Raw genomic sequence first — 21,372 nt, 5'->3', positions numbered from 1 at the left:
GGCGCCGCAGGCAACCGGCGCCACCACACGAGAAGTGAGGAGAACGACATGGAAAATATCGCTGTTTGGGGCTTCCGCTCGGTGCCGCCTTTTGCGCAGGGGCTAGTGCGCGATCTGCGCGTGCGTTGGGCGCTCGGGGAGGCGGGGCTTGCCTATGAAAGCCGGTTCATCGACGTCGAGGAGCGGCACTCCGACGCCTATCGGCGCAAACATCCTTTTGGATTGGTACCCGTGCTGGAATCCAGCGACGGAACCCTGATCGAGTCGGGCGCCATCGTGCATGCCATCGCCGAACATTGCGAGGCGCTCATGCCTGCCGACCGGCGCGCCGAAACGCTGGCCTGGATGTTCGCCGCGCTCGATACCGTCGAGCCGCCGGTCTGGACTCTTTCGGTGATGGATCTGCAGCACCATGACGAAGAGTGGGCAAGGCTGCGCCGTCCCGGGGCGGTGAGCGAGGTGATGGCCCGATTGGCTGCGCTGTCCGAATGGCTCGACGGTTGCGAGTATCTGCTTGGTCGCTTCACGGCGGCCGACATTCTGATGACGACCACGCTGCGGTTCATCCGGCATACGGATCTGGTTGCCGGATTCCCGCGGCTCGACGCCTACGTCAAGCGGTGCGAGGCGCGGCCGGCCTTCCAGGCTGCCCTGCACGATCAGCTGGCCGACTACGCGCGCAACGAATCGGTTGCAGCCTGAGTTCGGTTGCGCAGTGAAGGGAGAGAAACGATGAACGATCACAAGACTGCCACACGTGAAGAATGGCTGGCCGCGAGGCTCGACCTGCTCGCGGCGGAGAAGGAGCTGACGCGGCGCAGCGACGAGCTGGCGAGGCAGCGTCAGGAGCTGCCGTGGGTAAGGGTCGACAAGGCGTACCGGTTCGAGACCGACGAGGGCAGCGCCTCGCTGGCCGACCTTTTCCGCGGGCGCTCGCAGCTGCTCGTCTACCACTTCATGTTCGGACCCGACTACGCGGCGGGTTGCCCCTCCTGCTCGGCGATCGCGGATGGCTTCGACGGCTTCGCCGTCCACCTGGCGAACCACGATGTCGCGCTGGCGGTAGTGTCGCGGGCGCCGCTGGCGAAGCTGCAGGCATACAAGCAGCGGATGGGTTGGTCGTTTCCATGGGCGTCGTCAGCCGGTGGCGAGTTCAACTTCGATTTCAACGTCTCGATCTCGCAAGCGCAGCAGCGCGCGGGAGGCGTCGAATACAACTACCGGCGCGGCGGCCATCCGCTGGTTGCGACATCATTCCCGGAACCTGTCGTCCGGTTCGCCGCGATGTGCGGCACCGACGCGCCCACGTACACGCGCGACCGGCCCGGCATGAGCGCATTCGCGTACGAAGACGGCGTCGTCTACCACACCTATTCCACCTATGCGCGCGGGCTGGACGGCCTGTGGGGGATGTACCAGTGGCTCGACCGCGCGCCCAGGGGGCGCAACGAGAACGGCATCTGGTGGCGCCGCCACGACGAGTACGGCGCGCCGACGAAAGGCGCGGGCGAGCCCTGCTGCAGCTGAGCGATGGATGCCACATCCATCATCGGCGCCGAGGCGCACCTGTCGCGCGGGGTTCCCGCACAATCGCCCTGCCGGCACCTGCATCTGGTGGGCCCACCAGGACTCGAACCTGGAACCAAAGGATTATGAGTCCTCTGCTCTAACCATTGAGCTATAGGCCCGAGGATGCGGTGTGCGTTGCTGCGATTGCCGCTGAAGGGAGATGGTATCGGTCTCGGCGGGAAGCGTCGAGCGTTCGCGCCCGGGATGGTTCATCGGCGGCAGGGGTCATGTGCGAAACCCGGTACGGGTACGGCCGGCAGCGACGTTCATCGCTGCCGGCCGTACCGGTCACGGCGGCAGCGTCTTCTGCACGCTGAGCAGGATGCTCTGGTTGTCGCGGCTCGTGTTGTCCAGCTGGTTCTGGTACTCCGCGCGCAGCGACCAGCCCTTGAGCGTCTGCAGCGCGATGCCCGCGCCCAGCAAGGTGTGGTTGCGGGACTGGCGGGCCAGCGTGGCCTGGTACAGCGGGCCGGACGGCAGATCCGCGTAGCGCATCGTCGCCTGGCTGGAGCCCTGCATGTCGTGGCCGAATTCCGCACGCAGCTGCGGCGCCCACACGCCGTAGTCGCGCTTGACCGTCCACTGCGCCAGCAGGCCCACGGTACCCGTGCTGGTCTTGACGGTCTGGCTCCGGTAGTTCAGCGCGAACACGGCGTCGCCGGTTTCGGTGTAACCGTCGAGCGTCGCGCGGGCGAGGTCCAGCCTGCCGTAGGGCGTGAGCAGCATGTCGTCGGCCTGGTGCCGGTAGCCCACGGAGAACGAGGCGAACCACTGCTTGCCGTCGCGGCTGCCGCGCACCGTGTTGCCGTTGTCGGTGACGAAGCGGCGTGCGTCGAACTGCAGCCACTGGTAACCGACCAGCGCATCCACATAGGCCGATTCGCCTGGCCGGTAGCTGCCGTAGGCAGCGACGTTGTAGCTGTCCACGGTGCTGCGGCTGCCATGCCGGCCGACGTCGGAGGCATCGTGGCCGTAGCCCACGCCCAGGCCCAGTGCGAGCGCCTGGGTCACCTGCTTGTCCGCGCCCAGGCTCAGGCCCGAGGTGGTGAAGTCGATGCCATCGTGGCTTGTGCCGGGTTGCAGCTTGCCGAAGTTCATCGCGCCGCCGGTCCAGAAGGCCATGCCGTCCGGTGTATAGCCACTGGAGGCTGTGCGGTCGGTCGCCGGAGCGTCGGCAGCCATCAGGAATGGATCGCCGCCGCCGCCCATCACCTGTTGCTGCATGCCGAGCAGCGTGTCGGTGCGTCGCCGGCTACTGGCGGAGTTCATGGTGATGCCGTTGGTGAAGCCGGCGCGGCTGCCGCTGGCATGCAGGCTTTCCAGACGACGCTGGAAGTTGCCGATCTGGCCTATCGCCATGCGACGTGCCGCCTCGGCTTGTGCCTCCAGCACACCCAGCACTTCGGCGTTCTTCGACGGATCGCTGCGCAGCTGGACGGTAACGTCGACCGTGCCCGGCGTGGAGGTGGCGAACGCATTACTCAGCGTATAGGTGATCCGCGCCATGCCGTCGAAGGTGGCGGCGGAGGCGAACGCCAGCGTGTAGCCACCGTCGCCGGTGGGCGCGATGGTGGCCGAACCTGCGTTCGCCGGCGAAACGGACACCACGTTGGCCGCAGTGAACGGACCGCCATGTGCCGCCGCCGTAAGGTCGACCTGTACGGTGGTACCGGCAGTTGCCGTTGCCGTCAGTGCCGGTGCCACCGGACGCGGGTTGACCGTCACCGTGACGTGGGCCGGCTGCGAGGTGCCGAAGGCGTTGCTCAGCGTGTAGTCGAAGCCGAACGTGCCGGAGGCGTTCGCATTCGCGGTGTAGACGATGTCGGTGCCTTGCACCGTCGTCGTGCCCGAGGACGGCGCGCTCACCACCGTGGCGGCGGTGAACGGACCGTTGCTCGCGCCCGTTGCCGCATGGATCGTGACCGGCTGGCCGGCCAGCACGGTAGCGTTCTTCGCGGTAGCTACCGGGATCGCGCTGGCAATGACCGTGATGCTGGCGGTCGCCGCTGCCGAGGTTCCCCCAGGACCAGTGGCGATGTACTTGAATATGTCGCTGCCGAAGTAGTTGGCGGCCGGCGTGTACAGCACATCCAGCCCGCTGACGGTTGCCGTGCCGTGTGCCGGTGGCTGCGCGATCGCAATGCTGGTGATCGGGCCGCCGCTGTCGTTGCTGGTGACCGCGATCGTGGCTGTGCCATTGGCGGCGGTGCTGGCCGTGTCGTCGTTCGCGATCGGCGCAGGCTGCCCGATCGCCAGCACATATGCCTGGCTGCCGGTGAAACCAAAACCGTCGGTGGCGGTGATGGTGAAGTTGAAGCTGCCGGTGGCGGTCGGCGTGCCACTGAGGGCGCCGGTCGAACTCAGGCTGAGGCCGGCCGGCAGCGTGCCTGTGCTGACGGCGTAGGCATAGGAGCCTTGGCCGCCCGAGGCGCTGAGCACCTGCGTGTAGCTGCTGCCGAGCGTGCCGGCCGGCAGTGTGGAGGGGCTCAGTGCAATCGTGGGAGCCTGTACATCCAAGGTGAACGTCCGGGTCGTCGTCTGCGTGGCCGCGTCGGTGACCTTCACAGTGAAGCTGAAGTTGCCGGCCACCGTCGGCATGCCCGACAGCAGGCCTGCGCTGTCCAGCGTCAGACCGGCCGGCAGCGCGCCGGCGCTGACGGCGAAGGTATACGGCGTGGCGCCGCCAGCGGCCGTGACGGTCTGGCTGTAGGCCACGCCGCCCGTCGCGTTCGGCAGGGGCGAGCCGGTGACGAACGCGACCGCACCGCCCGGCACCACGATGGCGAGCGACTGCGCCACCGCTGGCGCGGCCAGGTAGGTACCGTTGCCCGCCTGATCGGCGTTGATCGTGCAGGTGCCTGCGGAGATGAAGGTCAATGCGCCGCCGCTGGTGATCGTGCACACGCCGGAAGTGGACGAGGTGAACGTCGGCGTGAGGCCGGAACTGGCCGCGGCGGTCAGCGTTGGTGTGGTGCCGAAGTTCTGCGTGCCCGGGTTGGCGAAGGTGATCGTCTGCGCGCCCTTGGGGGTCACGCTGTTCGAAGCCGCCGTCGCCGCGCCGGTGCCCGCGCTGTTGGTCGCGGTGACGGTGAAGGTATAGGCGGTGCCGTTGGTCAGTCCGGTCACAGTGATCGGACTGACCGCCCCGGTGCCAGTGAGGCCGCCGGGGCTGGAGGTCACCGTGTAGCCGGTGATCGTGGCGCCACCGTTGCTCGCTGGTGCGGTGAACGACACGGTCGCGTTGGTATCGCCGGCGGTCGCAGTGCCGATCGTCGGGGCGCCGGGCACGACCGCGGCGACGGTGAAGCTTTGCGCCACGGTCGGTGCGGCCAGGTAGGTACCGTTGCCCGCCTGATCGGCGCTGATCGTGCAGGTGCCTGCCGAGATGAAGATCAGTGCGCCGCCGCTGGTGATCGTGCACACGCCGGAAGTGGACGAGGTGAACGTCGGCGTGAGGCCGGAACTGGCCGCGGCGGTCAGCGTTGGCGTGGTGCCGAAGCTCTGCGTGCCCGGGTTGCTGAAGGTGATCGTCTGCGCGCCCTTGGGGGTCACGCTGTTCGAAGCCGCCGACGCCGCGCCGGTGCCTGCACTGTTGGTCGCGGTGACGGTGAAGGTGTAGGCGGTGCCGTTGGTCAGTCCGGTCACGGTGATCGGGCTGCCCGCCCCGCTGCCGGTGAAGCCGCCGGGGCTGGAAGTCACCGTGTAGCCGGTGATCGGGGCACCGCCGTCGCTCACCGGTGGGGTGAATGACACGGTTGCGCTGGTGTCGCCCGCGGTGGCGGTGCTGACGGTCGGCGCACCCGGCGCAATGGCCGTTACGTGCACCGTGTAGGCATGGCTGCCGGCGAAGCTCTGCGCGTCGGTCGCGACCGCGATGAAGGTGAAATCGCCGGCGGTCGTCGGCGTGCCGGATAGCGTGCCGCTGCTGCTGATGCTCAGGCCGGGCGGAACGCTGCCGGTGGTGGAGAATGTGTAAGGTGCCGTGCCGCCCGATGCCGAAGCCGTCTGACTGTAAGCCGTACCCACCGTCGCGTTGGGCAGATTGGCCGGCGATATGGTGATGGTCGGGCCGGCGATCGTCAGTGTGTACGCCTGTGATCCACTGTAGGGTGCGCCCGGTCCGGTGGTGGAGTCGGTTGCCGCGACGGTGATGGGGAAGGAGCCTGCCTGCGTCGGCGTACCACCCAATACACCGCCGCTCGACAGCGTGATGCCCGTCGGCAGCGTGCCTGCGGTCACTGCGTAGGTGTACGGTGCGGTGCCGCCCGTAGCGGTAATCGTCTGGTTGTACGCCGTGTTGGCGCTGCCGCCCGGCAACGTGCTCGGCGCCGGCGTGATGACCGGCGCGTCGACGGTCAGCGTGACGTTGGCCGGCGTCGAGCTGAATGAACCGGTGCCGGTCGAGCTGTCCGTCGCCACGACCTTGAACGTGAACGCACCGACGGCGGTGGACGTACCGCTGATGGTGCCGTTGCTGGACAGGGCCAGGCCTGCCGGCAGGGTGCCGGTGGACACCGTGTAGGTATAGGGCGCGGTGCCGCCGCTGGCATTGGCGATGGAGTGGCTGTAAGCCGTGCCCGCGGTGGGGTGCGGTGGCGCGGTCGGCGTGAAGGTGATCGTCGGTGGCGACACCGTGATGGTCACGGTCGCCGCCGACGAGGTGCCCGCGCCGTTGGTGGCGGTGTAGGTGAAACTGTCCGGGCCGGCGTAGCCGCTCGTCGGCGTGTAGGTGATCGAGGTGCCGCTGGCCGTGGCGGTGCCGTGCGCCGCAGCCGTGGCGATGGCGACGGAGGTCGCCGGGGCGCTGGTGATGTTGAGGGTGATCGGGTTGTTGGTGCTGTTGTAGGCCACCGGCGGCGCGCTAACCGAGCCGGCCGTCGGCGGCACGTTCTGCACCGTCAGGCTGAGGTTGACGACCTTGAAGTAGGGGCCCGGCGATGACCCACCGAGATTGGGGCTGCTGTCGGTGGCGACGACGGCGAAGTTGTATGTGCCGGTAGAGGTCGGCGTGCCACTCAGGGTGCCGTTGCTGGCCAGTGATATGCCAGGCGGCAACGAGCCGCTGTTGAGCGCGAAGGTGTAGGGCGCCAGTGCGCCCGATGCGGACAGGGTCTGGCTGTACGGTGCATTCAAGAAAGCGGTGGGCGGCGCCGCGACTGCGATCCCGGACGAGGGGTTGGGGACGGTGACTGTGTAGGATTTGGTGCCCGTCGTGCCGACGTTGTCGGTCACGGTGATGGAGGAGGAATACGACCCGGCTTGATTGGGCGTGCCGCTGATGGTGGCGCCGCTCAGGGTCAGGCCCGGCGGCAGGGAGCCACTGGTCAGGACGTAGCTGTAGGGCGCGGTGCCGCCGGTTGCGCTCAGTGTCTGGCTGTAGGCCGTGCCGACCTGCGGCGTGGGCAGCGAGGCGGGCGAGACGGTGATCGGGCTGACGGCGGCACTGATCGCGACGTTGACGGTGAAGGGATTGGCGCTTGCGTCCATGATCACGAAGGAATCGCTGGTCGCGCCGTCGCCGTAGTTGGTATAGGTGATGATGCCGGCGTTCGAATTGACGCTCACCGTGCCATGCGCCGGGTTCGTCGTACCGGGGCCTGGGTAAGGATTCAGGCCGAAACTGTCGCACAACGTGCCGAGAGTGATGGTGATCGAGCTGCCGGACGCCATCGGCGAGGTCGATGGCGTCGTGTTCGCATCCGGCACATTCATGGTGCTGCACGCGGCGTGGGCGGCGTTCGGCACTAGGGCCAACAGGGCGATCATCAGCAACCAGGCACGCGGCCGGCAGATGAACGACGAAAGGCGCGCCACGGCGCGCTGCATCGACGAGCGATAAAACATGATCCCCTGACTCCCTGTTCCGCGTCCGATCGGCAGCGGTGTGTGCCGCGCGGCGCGCTTCACCTTGCAAGAACGAATAGCCGCGGCTCTTCCTCGGCCGCCCCCTTGTGTGCCCGGTAACCGTTGCGAAGGTACCCGGTGGCATCAAAGCTACATCTGTGCACTCGGCAGACGTGCTGGCGCGCGCATTGTCACCCGCTGCGCGGATTACTTGTCAAGTTTCTCATCTGAGCGACAGTAACCGAGTGCCAGGCACCGGGAGCAGTGTCTATTCACCCAGGGGGAATCCATGTCAGATGCGTACATCGGGCAGGTCATGCTCGCGTCGTTCGGCTATGCGCCAAAAGACTTGGCGCAATGCAACGGCGCACGTTGCCGATCAGCCAGTACCAGGCGTTGTTCTCGCTGCTGGGCACCGCCTACGGCGGCAACGGCAGCATCACCTTCCTGCTGCCCGATCTGCGCAGCCGCACGCCTTATGGCATGGGGGCAACTACCCGCTCGGCCAGATCGGCGGCGTGGAGCATGCCGCAAGTCGTGTGGTGACGTGATAGCTCGAGGCGTAGGCTGGTCGTCCCCCCAAGCCGGAGAGTACGCATGAACACCGAAGCGATCGCGAAACGGTTGGTCGAGTTGTGCCGGGAAGGCAAGTACGAGGAGGCGCAGCGCGAGCTGTATGCCGACGATGCGGTGAGTATCGAGCCGGAAGGTTTGCCGCCGGGCGCTCTGGGTAGTGTGCAGGGGCTGGCGGCGATCTACGAGAAGGGTCGCCAGTTCGGCGCGATGATCGAGGCCGTGCATGGCGGCAGCGTGAGCGAGCCGGTGGTGGCGGAGAACTGGTTCAGCATCGCGCTGGCGATGGACGTGACGATGAAGGGCCGCGGCCGGATGAACATGAGCGAGATCTGCGTGTACCGCGTGCACGGCGGCAAGATCGTGCGCGAGCAGTTCTTCTACGACGTCGGCTGAGTCCGTTTCCCCGAAACGAAGAAGCCCCGCATCGGCGGGGCTTCTTCATCATGCTGGCGTCGTGCTTACTCGACGTCGAGGAACGAGCGCAGCTGTTCGGAGCGGCTCGGGTGGCGCAGCTTGCGCAGTGCCTTCGCCTCGATCTGGCGGATCCGTTCGCGGGTGACGTCGAACTGCTTGCCGACTTCCTCCAGCGTGTGGTCGGTGTTCATGTCGATGCCGAAGCGCATGCGCAGCACTTTCGCTTCACGCGGGGTGAGTCCGGCGAGCACGTCGCGCACGGTTTCCATCAGGCCGGTCTCGGTGGCCGAATCGACCGGCGAGCTGGCGTTGCCGTCTTCGATGAAGTCGCCCAGGTGGGAATCCTCGTCGTCGCCGATCGGGGTCTCCATCGAAATGGGCTCCTTGGCGATCTTCAAGACCTTGCGGATCTTGTCCTCGGGCATTTCCATTTCCTTGGCCAGTTCTTCCGGCGTGGCCTCGCGGCCGAACTGTTGCAGCATCTGGCGGGAAATGCGGTTGAGCTTGTTGATGGTCTCGATCATGTGCACCGGGATGCGGATGGTGCGCGCCTGGTCGGCGATCGAGCGGGTGATCGCCTGGCGGATCCACCAGGTGGCGTAGGTCGAGAACTTGTAGCCGCGACGGTATTCGAACTTGTCGACCGCCTTCATCAGGCCGATGTTGCCTTCCTGGATCAGGTCGAGGAACTGCAGGCCGCGGTTGGTGTACTTCTTGGCGATCGAGATCACCAGGCGCAGGTTGGCCTCGACCATTTCCTTCTTGGCGCGACGGGCTTTCGCCTCGCCGCTGGCCATGGCGCGGTTGATGTCCTTGATGTCGATCAGCGGCAGGAACAGCTTGCGCTCGATGGTGGCGAGCTTCTCCTGCTCGGCGTCGATCGCCTCGCGGTGGATCTTGATGTTCGGCGACCACTTCTGACGCTTGCGGCTCAGCTCGGCCACCCACTCGAGGTTGCCCTCGTTGCTGGGGAACGCCTTGATGAACTCGGCCTTGGGCATCTTCACCTGCTTGACGAAGATGTCCATCAGCACGCGCTCGTGATGACGGATGTCGTTGACCACCTCGCGCAGCTTGCGCACGAAGCCATCGATCAGCGCGCTCGGCAGCTTGAGCTTGAGGAATTCTTCGGCCATCTGGTCGCGCAGCTTGACGATCTTCTTGTCGGTGATGCTGGCGGCTTTCGGCGCGGCCTTCTGGAACTTGCCGTAGTACTCGCGCAGCAGTTCCATGCGGCGCTTGACCTCTTCCGGATCGGGACCGGTCGGGCCGGCTTCTTCCTCTTCCTCGGTGGCGTCGTCGGCGTCTTCGTCGCCATCCTCGTCGCCGGGTTCGGGCTCGGGCGCCAGCAGCGCGGCGGCTTCCTTTTCCTTGCGGGCGAGGTCGGCGGCTTCTTCCAGGTCGAGGAAGCCGGCCAGGATTTCGCTGAGGCGGCGCTTGCCGTCCAGGTGCTGGTCGTATTCCTCCAGCAGCAGTTCGATGGTCAGCGGGAAGCTGGCCAGCGCGGTCTGCACCTGGCCGAGGCCTTCCTCGATGCGCTTGGCGATGGCGATTTCGCCCTCGCGGGTGAGCAGTTCGACCGTGCCCATCTCGCGCATGTACATGCGCACCGGGTCGGTGGTGCGACCCACTTCGGCGTCCACTGCGGACAGCAGCGCCACGGCTTCTTCGGCGGCGGCTTCGTCGTCGGTGCTGCTGCCGGCCTTGTCGGCCAGCGGGTCGGCGTCCGGCGCGGCGTCGTGCACTTCGATGCCGACGCCCTTGAGCACCGCCATGATGTCTTCGATCTGCTCCGGGTCGACGATGTCGTCGGGCAGATGGTCGTTGATCTCGGCGTAAGTCAGGTAGCCCTGCTCCAGGCCCTTGGAGATGAGCGCCTTGATTTCAGACTGTTGCTCGTGGGGAGCTTTGCTATTCATTAACCGACCGCCGCAGGGTTCAAGAACCGGACATTATAGCGATGTGCTGCTTTTTTGACCAGATTTCAAGTGAGAAAAGGTTTCGACCGGGCACGCAAAAATCGCGCCAAATCGCGGTGTTGCAGCGCCTTGCTGGCCTGGGGCCGCGCATCGCACGCTGCAGGTCCGTTCAGCCGGTGTCGAGCCAGAAAGTCACCGGACCGTCGTTCACCAGTTGGATGACCATATGGGCACCGAAGTGCCCGGTTTCCACCTTCGGGTAGGCGGCGCGGGCCAGCTCCAGCAGCCGTTCGAACCAGCGCCGACCGTGCTCGGGCGGCGCCGCGCTGGTGAAGCTGGGGCGCATGCCGGAACGGGTGTCGGCGGCGAGGGTGAACTGGCTGACCAGCAGCAGGCCGCCGCCGGTGTCGGCAAGCGAGCGGTTCATCTTGCCGTGGGCGTCGGCGAACACGCGATAGCCGAGCAGGCGTTCCAGCATGCGCTTCGCCTGCGCTTCGCCGTCGTCCGGCTGCACCGCCACCAGGGCCAGCAGGCCGGGGCCGATCGCGCCGACCGTTTCGTCGCCGACACTGACGCTGGCGGACACTACACGCTGGATCAGGGCAATCATGGGCGCACGGCGGTGGCGAGGCGCCTAGCTTACGGCGCCGCCGCGCCCGGCGAAAGACGGCCGGTCGTCGACATGGCGCGGTGCCGCGGGGCCGCCTCCCGTAAACTGCACGGATGCGTATCGACATGTACCTCGTTTACCTCGTGTTGCGCCTGCTGGCGCTGCTGCCGTTGCGCGCGCTGCACGGCATCGGCGGCGGGCTGGGCCGCCTGCTGCTGTGGCGCGGCGGCCGCACGGTGCACAACACCGCGGTGAACCTGGCAATCGTGCGACCGCAGCTGGACGAGGCGGCGCACACGGCCCTGCTGCGCGAGGTGATGGCCGAGAGCGGCAAGTCGGCCAGCGAGATCGTCAAGGTCTGGGGCGCCGGCGCCGAGCGTGCGCTGGGGCTGGTGCGCGAGGTGCGTGGCGAGGCGCTGCTGGGTGCCGCGCTGGCCGCGGGCAGGGGCGTGATCATCGCCGCGCCGCACCTGGGTTGCTGGGAGCTGCTGAATTACTGGCTGTGCCGCAAGACGCCGATGGCGATCCTGTACCGGCCGCCGCGGATCGCTGCGATCGAGGGCCTGCTGCGCAAGGTGCGCGGCGCATTGGCGCCGGAGCAGGTGCGCGCGGACGGCGCCGGCGTACGCACGCTGTACAAGCGGCTGGCCGCAGGCGGCACGGTCGGCATCCTGCCGGACCAGAAGCCGCGTGCGGGCGAGGGCCAGATCGCGCCGTTCTTCGGCCGCGAGGCACTGACCATGGTGCTGCTGCCGCGGCTGGCCGCGCGCACCGGCGCCACCGTGCTGTACGCATTCGCCGAACGGCTGCCGCAAGGTGCCGGTTATCGCATCCAGCTGCTGCCGGCGCCGCAAGGCTTGGCCGACGCCGATCTTGGCGTGGCCTGTGCTGCCCTGAATCAGGGTGTGCAGGACTGCGTCGAGCTGGCCTTCGCGCAGTACCAGTGGCAGTACAAGCGCTATTCGGCGAATGGCCTGATCAGCCCGTACGATCGCGAACAGGGATAGGCCGCGCTTCGCGCGCTTCTAGGATTGGGGCTTTTCCAGCCGGCGCAGGAACACGCTCATTTCCTTTTCGGCCTGCTTGTCGCCGCGTTGCGTGGCGGCGGCGATGCCGTTGCGCCAGGCGTCGGCCGCGGCGGTTTCGTCGCCGCTGGCCAGGCAGGCCTTGCCGAGCAGTTTCCACGCCGCCGAGTAGGTTGGGTCGAAGCCGACGGCGCGGCGCAGCTCGTCAATCGCCGCGCCGTGGTCGCCGTCGGCCAGCAAGGCACTGCCCAGCGAGAAGCGCAGCAGCGCGCCATCGCGCGGGCCGCCGCATTGCTTGCGCAGGCTGGCGATCAGGTCGGCGCTCATGGCTGGGTGCGGTAGCGCCAGTCGTCGGCCGGGTAGACCCGGGTCGGCTGGGCCGGTTCCGGCGGCGTGTGTCCGGCGCGCAGGTCGGCCAGCGAGACGGCCGGCCAGACCACCAGCCATGACGAGCGGAACGGCTGCACCAGCAGGGCGTAGCGCAGGGCGTTCGCGTCCGGCTGGTCCACGCGCACCACGATCAGGCCGTCGGGATGGGCGCGGGCAAAGTCCTGCAGGGCCTGGTCCTGCACCACCGGGTTGCCGAGAAGTTCCTCGATCGGTCGGGTCAGCCGGCCCTCGAAATGGAACTGGCCCTCGTAGTTGCCGAGGAAGGCGATCGCCCGGTTGGCCTGGTCGGCGGCACCGAGCAGGTGGGCGGTCGGGCGCAGGTCGTAGCGCGGCCACAGGGTCAGCGTGAACAGGGTATTGAGCGCGAGCACGCCGATCAGCCCGGCCACCGCCAGGCGGCGCAGCTCGCCGCGGCCGCGCAGCAGCAACAGGCCGCCCAGCAGCAGGAAGACCACGCTGAAGTAGCGGCTGTACGGCGCCGCGGCATCGGCCCATTCGCCATGCAGGTGGTCGCCGGCCACCAGCAGCGGCAGCACGAACAGCGCCGCGGCGAACACGATGCCGCCCATGCCCAGCGGCCAGGTGCCGAGCCAGCCGTTGTAGGCCAGGTGCGGCCGGCGCTCGCGCAGCACGGCGATCGCGCCGGCCATCAGCAAGGCGATGCCGCCGAGTTCCGGCAACGGGTAGTACAGCTGCTTGCCGCTGATCAGCGAGAGCGCGACGAAGGTAGGCAGCAGCCAGCACAACGCGAAGCGCAGGCCCGATTCCAGCGGTCGACGCAGGCCGGCCACGGCCAGCCACATGCGCGGCCAGCCGCTGAACGGGAACAACATCACCGGCAGCCACAGCAGGTAGAACCAGATCGGCTCGGCGTGGTTCTGCAGGTCCTTGCCTTCGGCCAGCTTGTCGACCACGCGGCCGGCGGTCTGGGTGAAGAACAGCCGCTGCCGGTACGCCTCGCCGCCGGAGAACCCGGCCGGCAGCGCCCACGCCAGCAGCATCGCGCCGCCGAGCAGCAACGCCAGCACGCCGCGGCCATACCAGCGCGCGCGGTGCTGGCCGGCCCAGTCGTTCCACAGCGGGCCGAGCAGCCAGGGGAAGACCACGTGCAGCAGCATCACCGGGCCCTTGGTCAGCAGCCCGAAGCCCACGCACAAACCGAACAGCAGCCAGCGCGGCTCGCTGCGTTGCGATTTTGGGGTCAGGCACAGCAGCGCCGCCAGCGTCCACATCGCCAGCAGCACGTCGTACATGATTTGCAGGCCGAACAGGAACGCGTAGCCAAACGCCAGCAGCATCCACGGTGCGGCCTTGGCCATCCACGGCCGGTCCGGGAACAGCCGTCGTGCCAGCAGCGAGACCAGCACCAGCTGCGCGCCGCCGAACAGCACCTCGAGCACGCGCGGCCAGACGTCGTTGACGCCGAACGCGAACCAGCCGCCCTGGATCAGCCAGAACAACAGCGGCGCCTTCTCGCTGTAAGGCTGACCGTTGATGTGCGGCACCAGCCAGTGGCCCTGGTTCCACATCTCCCACGCGACCGCCAGGGTGCGGGTGGAATACAACGGCATCGGCCCGTGCGAGAAGATCGCCAGCAGCGCCACGGCGGCCCACAGCGGCAGCCAGGGCCACACGGCACGCAGGTGTTCGGAACGGCTATAGGGGTTGGATGGCACGGGCAGACTCGTGGGAGGCCAAGGGTGATTCTAGCCTGCGCGATGCGTGCGCAAGGCGACCGGCTGCACGATCAGGCCGGTCCCCAGTAGCCGATGCGGCGGCGGATCTTCAACTTGCGCCACAGGTTCAGCGGCTTGCGCCGGCGATTCTTCGCGCCGCGGGCGATGAAGGTGTCGATCGCATCCAGCACGCGTTCGCTGGAACGGCCGTCGCGGTACGGGTGGATCGCGTCGGCGTAGTCGCGGATCGCCTGCAGCAGTTCCGGTGGCCGCGCCAGCGCACGCGCGATCGCACCCTCGAACTGCGCCGGGTCGTCGATGTCGATCAGTTGCGGACCGGGCCGGCGGTTCTTGAACGTCACCACCGGCTTGCCGGTGAGCAGGAACTCGTTGAGTGCGGAAGAGGTGTCCGAGCACATCAGGTCGACCTGCGGGAACAGCTCCAGAATGTTGTCGTTCCCGGCGAAGCTGAGGTACCCGTTCTGCAGCGCCTTGAACTTCGCGGTGGTGTCCGGGTTCATCTTCGGATGGAAGGTGACGATCCAGCGCCAGCGGCCGTCGCGCGACAGCCGCTTCACTTCCTCGTACAGCGTTTCGGCGGCGCTCCACGACGGCGAGAAGGTGGAGTGGTACAGGATCACCGGCGGCTGGCGCACCGGCGGCAGCGGGCCGGTGATTTCCTGCATGAACGGGTCGAGCTTGGGGAAGCCGGTTTCGATGACGCTGAAGTGGCCGAGCTTGTCGGCGATCGCCTGGAACTGCGCGGTGTCGCGCGGGCCGGTGGTGCAGTACAGGTCGAAGAAGCCGCGCACGTAGATGTGCCGCGGCTTGCCGGCGTCGAAGCCGTGGAAGGTCTCGACCTTCACGCCGGGAAAGAAGTGCGGCACCGCGTTGGACGAGGTGATTACCGCGAGCGGCTGCCACGCGCGCACCTCGGCCACCGTCAGCAGGCGCTCGCCGGCGACCAGATCCTCCGCGCCGGGGCCGTCGAAGAACCAGGCGGCCTCGCCGCCGCGGGCACGGATCGCTTCCTGCAGCGGGCGCAGGATCGCCAGTGCGTAGCGTTCGGAGCCGTAGAGGAGGTAATGCTTTTTGGAAGACATGGCGGGATTCGGGAGTCGTGAAGTGTGCTCGACACGCATTGTGGCCAGCCCTGACACCCTCTCCTCAATCCTCTCCCCAAGGGAGAGGAGGCGAAGGTGCCGTGCGGTTTCGTTGCCTCGTGCGTTGCAGTGGACTTGTGCTCAGCGATCTATGTGATGTTTGTTCAATAAATCGGCCGCATCTGCGACCGATTCGGGGTTGTTGACCATCTCGTAGTAGCGCATGCGCTTGTACAGCGCGTAGCTGGCCGCGGTCTGCGCGATCAGGAAGCCGCGCCAGCCGTCCAGGAAGGCCAGCCGGAACAGGTAATCCTTGAGAAAGGCCAGCGCGTACACGAACGGCGCCTGCCACATCCGTACCGGCTTGCGCTGGTCCAGCCAGTCGCGGCATTTCAACTCGGCGTAGCGCAGCACCTTCAGCTGCTTGTGCGGCAGGGCCGGGTTGTTGGCGTGGTTGAACGGCGCGCGCAGGGTCGGCGCGGCGCCGTCGAAGCGCAGCGACTCGTGCACCCGTGCGTCGCTCCAGCGCGCCCGTCCGCGGTGGTACAGCCGCGCCAGCTTTTCGCCCACGGACGGGCGGTACCAGCGCATCGGCCGGCCCATGTAGATCGTGCTGCGGCGCAGGTACATCGCCGGCGCGGCGCCGGCCATCAGTGCCGGCAGGCGCTGCTGCAGTTCCGCGGCGAGTTCCGGGCTGAGGTACTCGTCGGCGTCCAGCACCAGGATCCAGTCGTGGCGGCACTGGCTGCTGGCGAAATTGCGCTGCGCGCCGAAGCCGAGCCAGTCCTGGTGAACCACGCGCGCGCCGTGCGCCTGGGCGATCGCCACCGTGTCGTCGTCGCTGCCGGAATCGACCACCAGCTTCTCGGCCGCGAACGGCACGCTGTCCAGGCAGCGCGCGATGCTCTCGGCCTCGTTGTGGGTGATGACGGCGAGGGTCAGCGGGAACGTGGGCATGCGGCGGATTCTAGCCGATCGGTCTGGGCAGCCAGTCACGTTATCCGCAGAATTTGCATGGCCCGGAGGGCCACCTTGCCTCGAAGCCCGCTATGCTATGGCGCAGTAACCAATCGGGGCATGGATGCATTGCACAAATAAAATAGTCTAGAGGTGGGAGGAGATCGTGCGGGCAGACGATGGCGCGAACGGAATGCTCCCGGAGCAACCTGCGCAGGCTGCTCCTTCCATCGTGCCGCACGGAGCGATGGGTGCGGCAACCAGTTTTGCCGTCGTCGTCACCAGCTACAACTACCGCGACTTCGTGGTGGAGGCCGTGGAAAGCGTGCTGGCACAACGCCGGCAGCCAGCCCAGGTCATCGTGGTCGATGATGGTTCCACCGATGGATCGGCGACGACGTTGCGCGAGCGCTATGCCGGCGATGCGCGCGTGAACCTGCTCTGCGACACGAATGGTGGGCAGTTGGCGGCGTTCCAGCGCGGCGTCGGGCTGGTGCAGGCGGATGTGGTCTGCTTCCTCGATTCCGACGATCGCTGGGAGCCGGACTACCTGACCCGGCTCGGTGCGTTGTACGACGCCCGTGCGGATGTCGATTTCGTGTTCTCCGACCTGCAACTGTTCGGCCGGCAGGCTCGGGTGATGAGGTTCCACGACCGCGCAGTCGACCTGGGCTATACCGCGATCAGCACCTATGTGCTGACCCAATGGTATGGGGCACCCACTTCCGCGTTGTCAATGCGGGCGCAGTGGGCACGGCAGGCGCTGGATCTGCCCGAATCGTTTCGCCGTACCTGGCGCCTGTCGGCCGACAACTGCCTGGTGTTCGGCTGCAGCGTGCTGGGCGCACACAAGTATTACCTGCCCACCGGCTGCGTCGGCTATCGCATCCATGACAGGAACGGCTGGTGGTCGAATCGTTCGCCGCGCATCGAGTACATCAACAAGATGACCTCCAGCGCACTGATCCGGCATTACGCGGCGAAAGTCGGGCTGGGACCTGAATGCATCGAGTTCAGCAAACTCGAGTTCATGACCAAGCCGTCTCCGCCATGGAGCGAGACCCGGCGCTATGTGCGACTGGTGATGATGCGGCGGGTATCGCCATGGCGAAAATGGGAACGTGCGCTGAACATCCTCCGGCATGGTTGGAAGCGCCGCAAATGACGCCGCCGCCGACAATGCGTGCAATGGGAACGGACATGCGGATCAGCGTCGCCGTGATTACCTACAACTGGCCCGAGGCGCTCGAGCTGGTGCTGCAGGCACTCGCCGCCCAAGTCGAACTGCCTTACGAAGTCATCGTCACCGACGATGGCTCGCAGCCGGCCACACGCGAATTGCTGCTGCGCCTTGCCCGGAACTACCCGGTGCGCCTGGTGCACCTGTGGCAGCCGGACGATGGTGCGCGCATGAGTCGGGCACGCAATCGCGCGATCGCTGCAGCGCAGGGCGACTACCTGATCCTGCTCGATGGCGACATGGTGGTTGAGCCCCATTTCATCGCCGACCACCGCGCCTTCGCGCGGCATGGCTGTTTCGCGCAGGGCTCGCGGGTGCTGACCGATGCCAGGCTGACCCGGCACATGCTGGGGCGCGGCCCGGCAATTCCGGGGTTTTTCCGTCGTGGCGTCGATCGGCGCCGGCATACGCTGCGCCTGCCGGCGCTGGCGCGCCTGTTTGCCAAGCCCGGCCGGCGGCAGCGCGGCATCAAGAGCTGCAACATGGGGTTCTGGCGCGACGACCTGCTGCGCATCAATGGTTTCAACGAAGCGATGACCGGCTGGGGACGCGAAGATACCGAGCTGGCGGTGCGCGCTTTCCACGCGGGTCTGCTTCGCCGCGACCTGCGTCTCAGCGGGTTGGCGGCGCATCTGTACCACCGCACCCGCAAGCACGTCGTCGGCAATCCCAACGACCACATCCTGGAAGACACCCGGCGGCGGCGCCTGATCCGTTGTGAAAAAGGTGTCGGGCAGCACCTGGATGAATTCGCGACTGCGCCGGCAGACTTGCGGACGATCGGCCGGCCGCTGCAGCATTGGCCGACGGTACTGGAGGACATGCTCGGAGCCGCACAGCCTGCCACGGCGTGAGGCGGCTCAGCCGGAGCGCGACCGGCGCAGCCGGCCGACCTGTACCGCCATGCCCAGCACCAGGAAAAAATAGAACGACTGCGTCATCACGCGGTAGAACACGCTGTCGGTGAGCGCACACAGCACGTACAGGCCGATCAGCGCCATCCCGACCGACGCCGGCAACGCCACCGCTTCATCCGGATCGAACACGTGACGGCTGAAATAACGCAGCGGCAGGGCAAACACCAGCAGCAGCACCAGCAGGCCAGGCACGCCACCGGTGGCGGCGGCCTCCAGATATTCATTGTGCGGCTGGTTGTACCCGCCGATGGCGGAGTTGCTGCGGCCGGCAGCGATCTCGGCGTGCACGTAATCGTCGAACTGGTTGATGCCGATACCAATGAAGGGATGGGCGACGAAGGCGCGGCCGGCGGTACGCCACATCTCTAGCCGCTCGCGAATGGCGCCGCGGGCGTCGTCGTGGTGATCGAAGGTGGTCACTTCCGGGGCAATGGCCTCGAAGCGCGTCACCATTTCATCGCGCATGCCGAACGTGGCCACCCCGGCGACGGTGCTCACCACGAGCGCCAGCAGCAGGCTCGAGCGCCAGTGCCCGGAACGCCACGCATGAAGCAGCAGCAACAGCATGAATACCGGCACATACGCCAGCAGCGGGCCGCGGCTCTGGGTCAGTAGCGCCCCATACATGCCGAAGGCCATGGCCAGGGCGTGCAGCGCTTTTTCCCGGACGCCGGTTCGCGGACTCAGCACTTGCATGAGTGCTGCCAGAGACAGTCCCAGCAGGATCGTCGCCAGCTGGATCGATGCCGATACACCGCCGTTGAGGCCGTAGGCGCGGTCTATGTCGAACACGTGATGCTGCACCATGCACACGGCGCCAAGCACGATGGCGGTGAGGCTGAAACCTGCCCAGACCAGCCGCATGCGTAACGGCTGGCTGAAAGCAGCCGCAATCACCAGGTACAGCAGGATGTGGGCAGGCCGGTCCACCGGGCGCCAACCGAGCCGGTGGGCCAGTACATTGAAGAAAACGAAACCCACCATGAGCAGCGCCGCGGCAACCACAAGCCATGCGGCGCGATAGCTGCGACGTGTCTGCCGATCACGGGCGAGCAGGCCCAGCCCAGCCAGAAATAGCAGTGCCGTCGGCAGAACCTTGATATGTTGATCGGTCGAGAACGATAGTGGCATCAAGGCCACCAGGACGGAAAGAGACCACAGTTGCCATTGTTTCAACGCTGCTTGCACGTGGCGATATTCCATCGGTGAGGAACGGCCCGGACAGCTGCGCTTTCCGTCGGGACCGTGTTCCAGGGCATATATCGCCAGCAATTTACCAGCAAGGGCTGAGCCGGGTATGACCGCGGTGACGAAACCTGCCGGGATCAGTCGGCTTCGGCATCGCCGCTGCTGTCGGGAACGCAGCCAGACACTACCGCGTCGGCCTGGAACATCCACCATTCGCGCCGGTTGGCGTGGCCGACATGGGTGGCGCGCCGGCGATCCACGCAGTGGCCCATCGCCTCGTCGAGGCTGAAGATCCAGCGCCGTGCCGGGTCCTGCCGCAGCCAGGCGGTGGCGTCGGCGTACTGCTGCGGCCAGGGTTTCAGGAAGCCGAATTCGGTGACCGGCCCCTCGGCCATCAGCAGGTTCTGCTCCTTCCAGGCGAGCAGGCCGATGCTGGCGTCCGGCCCGGCGATGGCCCGCGCCCGCACCATCACGTCGTGCGCGGAACGGTCGCCGTTGAGCATCGGGTAGCCCCACAGGCCGTATACCGCCCACAGCACGCCGGCGAACAGCAGCCAGCCCAGCGGCGCGCGGCGGATCCGCGTGAGCGCGGCGATCAGCAGACCGGCGGCGCCGATGCAAAGCAGCATCCGCCAGATCTGCGGATCCAGGCTTTGTTCGATCTTCACTGCCCAGGCCGGGTGCCGGTGGATCGCCAGTGCGGCCGCGACGGTGAGCGCGCCGGCCAGCAGCACGGTCAGCGCGAACACCGCAATGCGCACGCCACGCCGGCGCAGCAGGCCGGGCAGCAACGGCGCCAGCGCCAGCACGGTCATCGGCAGCGCCGGCAGGATGTAGACGTCGCGCTTGCCCGGGCTGAACGAGAAGAACAGCAGCAACAGCACGATCCAGCCCAGCGGCAGCAGGAAGCGCGCATCGTGCCGCTGCAGCCGCCGCCACCATGCCGGCAGCGCCCATGGCAGCAGCAGCGACAGCGGCAGCCAGTCGACCGCGATGATGCCGAGGAAATAGAACGGCGAGTGGAGGTGCCCGGTCGGCGTGGCGTAACGGTGCACGGTCTGCCCGAACAGGATGTTCTGCACGTACTCGGCGTGCTGCGGGTCGCCGTCGGCATGCGCGACCAGCAGCATCGGCAGCAGCCAGCCCAGGATCGGCACGAAAAACAGCGCCAGTCCGCCGGCCCAGCGCCAGCCGCCGGTGGGCAGCGCCAGCTGGTGCCAGTGGCCGCGGCGTGCCACGAGATAGGGAATCAGCATCAGCAGTGCCAGCACGCCGACGCCCTTGGTCGCCACGCCCACCCCGGCGAAGCAGCAGCCGGCGGCGAACCAGCGCCATGACGGCCCCAGCAACAGGTGGCGCAACAGGCCGTAGTTGGCCAGGGTGATCCAGCCCAGCAGCAGCGGGTCGATCTGCGCGTTGCGCATCTGGTAGGTGAAGTGGATGGTCACCAGCAGCGTGGCCGCGGCCAGCAGCGCGCTGCGATGGTTCCACAGCCGGCGCGCCAGGTCGTAGACCAGCGCCAGCGCACCCAGCGCGGCGGCCAGCGACGGCAGCAGAAAGGCGATGCGCCAGTTGTGGGTGAGGAAGTAGCTGAGCGCCTGCAGCCACATGAACACCGGCGGCTTGTCCGGGTACAGCTCGTGACCGCGGTGCGGAAACAGCCACTGGCCGTGCTCGACCATCAGCCGGGCCACCAGCGCGAAGCGCGGTTCGTCGGACGGCCACGGGTCGCGCAGGCCGATGCCGAGGCCGAGCAGCAGCAGCGCGAATGCGCCGAACAGCAGCAACTCCCAGCGGGCGCTGCGCAGCCACAGCGGGCGGGCCTGGGACAGCGGTACGCAAGACTTCACGGTCGGGGACGTCCCGTCAGCGGCGATCAATGATGGCGCGCATCATAGCCCGACGAACGGAGCGTCCTGGTGTGCGCGGCGGCGCGGGCAAGAT

16 protein-coding genes, 1 tRNA gene and 1 pseudogene are annotated in these 21,372 nt (G+C 67.2%); 8 read left to right on the top strand and 10 right to left on the bottom strand.

Going from position 1 to position 21,372, the window contains the following annotated elements; all coding sequences use genetic code 11:
- Nucleotides 1-48 precede the first annotated feature (48 nt).
- Nucleotides 49-702: a glutathione S-transferase family protein gene (locus tag ASG75_RS09995; RefSeq protein WP_056389269.1), complete on the top strand. Its 654-nt coding sequence runs from the start codon at nucleotides 49-51 to the stop codon at nucleotides 700-702.
- Nucleotides 703-732: 30 nt separating this feature from the next.
- The gene (locus ASG75_RS09990; protein ID WP_056388463.1) at nucleotides 733-1,527 is read left to right on the top strand and encodes a thioredoxin family protein; all 795 of its coding nucleotides are present in this window, start codon (nucleotides 733-735) and stop codon (nucleotides 1,525-1,527) included.
- Nucleotides 1,528-1,612: 85 nt separating this feature from the next.
- On the opposite strand, the gene ASG75_RS09985 is transcribed toward ASG75_RS09990, so the two are convergent.
- Nucleotides 1,613-1,688 (bottom strand) — tRNA-Ile (locus ASG75_RS09985).
- 169 nt (nucleotides 1,689-1,857) lie between these two features.
- Nucleotides 1,858-7,134: a putative Ig domain-containing protein gene (locus ASG75_RS09980; RefSeq protein WP_235580184.1), complete on the bottom strand. Its 5,277-nt coding sequence runs from the start codon at nucleotides 7,132-7,134 to the stop codon at nucleotides 1,858-1,860.
- Nucleotides 7,135-7,213: 79 nt separating this feature from the next.
- Between ASG75_RS09980 and ASG75_RS16670 the strand changes: the two genes are divergently transcribed.
- The 3 genes and pseudogenes from ASG75_RS16670 to ASG75_RS09970 all read left to right on the top strand — a co-directional run bounded on the left by ASG75_RS16670 (nucleotide 7,214) and on the right by ASG75_RS09970 (nucleotide 8,382).
- The gene (locus tag ASG75_RS16670; RefSeq protein WP_235580183.1) at nucleotides 7,214-7,408 is read left to right on the top strand and encodes a hypothetical protein; all 195 of its coding nucleotides are present in this window, start codon (nucleotides 7,214-7,216) and stop codon (nucleotides 7,406-7,408) included.
- Between the two features lie 294 nt (nucleotides 7,409-7,702).
- Nucleotides 7,703-7,896: pseudogene (locus ASG75_RS16775) on the top strand (tail fiber protein); the annotation flags it as partial.
- 114 nt (nucleotides 7,897-8,010) lie between these two features.
- Nucleotides 8,011-8,382, top strand: coding sequence for a SnoaL-like domain-containing protein (locus ASG75_RS09970; RefSeq protein ID WP_056388457.1), 372 nt, complete (start codon nucleotides 8,011-8,013; stop codon nucleotides 8,380-8,382).
- 65 nt (nucleotides 8,383-8,447) lie between these two features.
- Here the strand turns inward: ASG75_RS09970 and rpoD are convergent, their stop codons facing one another.
- A complete protein-coding gene (rpoD, locus tag ASG75_RS09965) occupies nucleotides 8,448-10,322 on the bottom strand; it encodes an RNA polymerase sigma factor RpoD (RefSeq protein ID WP_056388455.1) in 1,875 nt (624 codons plus the stop codon).
- A 169-nt stretch (nucleotides 10,323-10,491) separates the two neighbouring features.
- Nucleotides 10,492-10,932 (bottom strand): D-aminoacyl-tRNA deacylase, encoded by a 441-nt coding sequence (gene dtd / locus ASG75_RS09960; protein ID WP_056388453.1) that lies wholly within the window; start codon nucleotides 10,930-10,932, stop codon nucleotides 10,492-10,494.
- 113 nt (nucleotides 10,933-11,045) lie between these two features.
- Here dtd and ASG75_RS09955 point away from each other — a divergent pair, with 113 nt between their 5' ends.
- Nucleotides 11,046-11,939, top strand: a complete 894-nt coding sequence (locus tag ASG75_RS09955) for a lipid A biosynthesis acyltransferase (protein ID WP_056388451.1) — start codon at nucleotides 11,046-11,048, stop codon at nucleotides 11,937-11,939.
- Nucleotides 11,940-11,957: 18 nt separating this feature from the next.
- Here the strand turns inward: ASG75_RS09955 and ASG75_RS09950 are convergent, their stop codons facing one another.
- The 4 genes from ASG75_RS09950 to ASG75_RS09935 form a co-directional block, all read right to left on the bottom strand.
- Nucleotides 11,958-12,284 carry a tetratricopeptide repeat protein gene (locus ASG75_RS09950; protein ID WP_056388449.1) on the bottom strand — a complete coding sequence of 109 codons (327 nt, stop codon included), beginning with the start codon at nucleotides 12,282-12,284 and terminating at the stop codon, nucleotides 11,958-11,960.
- Nucleotides 12,281-14,023: a glycosyltransferase family 39 protein gene (locus ASG75_RS09945; protein WP_056388447.1), complete on the bottom strand. Its 1,743-nt coding sequence runs from the start codon at nucleotides 14,021-14,023 to the stop codon at nucleotides 12,281-12,283. Before ASG75_RS09945 ends, ASG75_RS09950 begins: the two co-directional genes overlap by 4 nt.
- 71 nt (nucleotides 14,024-14,094) lie before the next feature.
- Nucleotides 14,095-15,126 (bottom strand): CDP-glycerol glycerophosphotransferase family protein, encoded by a 1,032-nt coding sequence (locus ASG75_RS09940; protein WP_056388445.1) that lies wholly within the window; start codon nucleotides 15,124-15,126, stop codon nucleotides 14,095-14,097.
- 141 nt (nucleotides 15,127-15,267) lie between these two features.
- On the bottom strand, nucleotides 15,268-16,083 hold the full coding sequence (locus tag ASG75_RS09935; protein WP_056388443.1) for a glycosyltransferase family 2 protein: 816 nt from the start codon (nucleotides 16,081-16,083) through the stop codon (nucleotides 15,268-15,270).
- Nucleotides 16,084-16,249: 166 nt separating this feature from the next.
- On the opposite strand from ASG75_RS09935, the gene ASG75_RS09930 reads away from it, so the two are divergent.
- Both ASG75_RS09930 and ASG75_RS09925 read left to right on the top strand, forming a co-directional pair.
- Complete coding sequence (locus ASG75_RS09930) at nucleotides 16,250-17,248, top strand: glycosyltransferase family 2 protein (RefSeq protein ID WP_235580182.1); 999 nt, start codon at nucleotides 16,250-16,252, stop codon at nucleotides 17,246-17,248.
- Nucleotides 17,249-17,283: 35 nt separating this feature from the next.
- Nucleotides 17,284-18,177: a glycosyltransferase gene (locus ASG75_RS09925; protein ID WP_056388439.1), complete on the top strand. Its 894-nt coding sequence runs from the start codon at nucleotides 17,284-17,286 to the stop codon at nucleotides 18,175-18,177.
- 6 nt (nucleotides 18,178-18,183) lie between these two features.
- Here ASG75_RS09925 and ASG75_RS09920 read toward each other — a convergent pair whose 3' ends face one another.
- Nucleotides 18,184-19,443 (bottom strand): O-antigen ligase family protein, encoded by a 1,260-nt coding sequence (locus ASG75_RS09920; protein WP_162253101.1) that lies wholly within the window; start codon nucleotides 19,441-19,443, stop codon nucleotides 18,184-18,186.
- A 122-nt stretch (nucleotides 19,444-19,565) separates the two neighbouring features.
- A complete protein-coding gene (locus ASG75_RS09915) occupies nucleotides 19,566-21,278 on the bottom strand; it encodes a glycosyltransferase family 39 protein (protein WP_056388434.1) in 1,713 nt (570 codons plus the stop codon).
- Nucleotides 21,279-21,372 lie beyond the last annotated feature (94 nt).

The sequence above is a fragment of the Rhodanobacter sp. Soil772 genome (assembly GCF_001428385.1).
In the GTDB taxonomy this organism is placed as follows: domain Bacteria; phylum Pseudomonadota; class Gammaproteobacteria; order Xanthomonadales; family Rhodanobacteraceae; genus Rhodanobacter.
This window is presented reverse-complemented; position numbering and strand designations above follow the sequence as displayed.

Bases quoted from the DNA above. Each gene is read 5' to 3' on its own strand.
- dtd (WP_056388453.1), bottom strand. From the start codon at position 10,932: ATGATTGCCCTGATCCAGCGTGTAGTGTCCGCCAGCGTCAGTGTCGGC.
- ASG75_RS09920 (WP_162253101.1), bottom strand. From the start codon at position 19,443: ATGGAATATCGCCACGTGCAAGCAGCGTTGAAACAATGGCAACTGTGG.
- ASG75_RS09955 (WP_056388451.1), top strand. From the start codon at position 11,046: ATGCGTATCGACATGTACCTCGTTTACCTCGTGTTGCGCCTGCTGGCG.
- ASG75_RS09950 (WP_056388449.1), bottom strand. From the start codon at position 12,284: ATGAGCGCCGACCTGATCGCCAGCCTGCGCAAGCAATGCGGCGGCCCG.
- ASG75_RS09935 (WP_056388443.1), bottom strand. From the start codon at position 16,083: ATGCCCACGTTCCCGCTGACCCTCGCCGTCATCACCCACAACGAGGCC.
- ASG75_RS09990 (WP_056388463.1), top strand. From the start codon at position 733: ATGAACGATCACAAGACTGCCACACGTGAAGAATGGCTGGCCGCGAGG.
- ASG75_RS16670 (WP_235580183.1), top strand. From the start codon at position 7,214: ATGGTGATCGAGCTGCCGGACGCCATCGGCGAGGTCGATGGCGTCGTG.
- ASG75_RS09925 (WP_056388439.1), top strand. From the start codon at position 17,284: ATGCGGATCAGCGTCGCCGTGATTACCTACAACTGGCCCGAGGCGCTC.
- ASG75_RS09940 (WP_056388445.1), bottom strand. From the start codon at position 15,126: ATGTCTTCCAAAAAGCATTACCTCCTCTACGGCTCCGAACGCTACGCA.
- ASG75_RS09995 (WP_056389269.1), top strand. From the start codon at position 49: ATGGAAAATATCGCTGTTTGGGGCTTCCGCTCGGTGCCGCCTTTTGCG.
- rpoD (WP_056388455.1), bottom strand. From the start codon at position 10,322: ATGAATAGCAAAGCTCCCCACGAGCAACAGTCTGAAATCAAGGCGCTC.
- ASG75_RS09970 (WP_056388457.1), top strand. From the start codon at position 8,011: ATGAACACCGAAGCGATCGCGAAACGGTTGGTCGAGTTGTGCCGGGAA.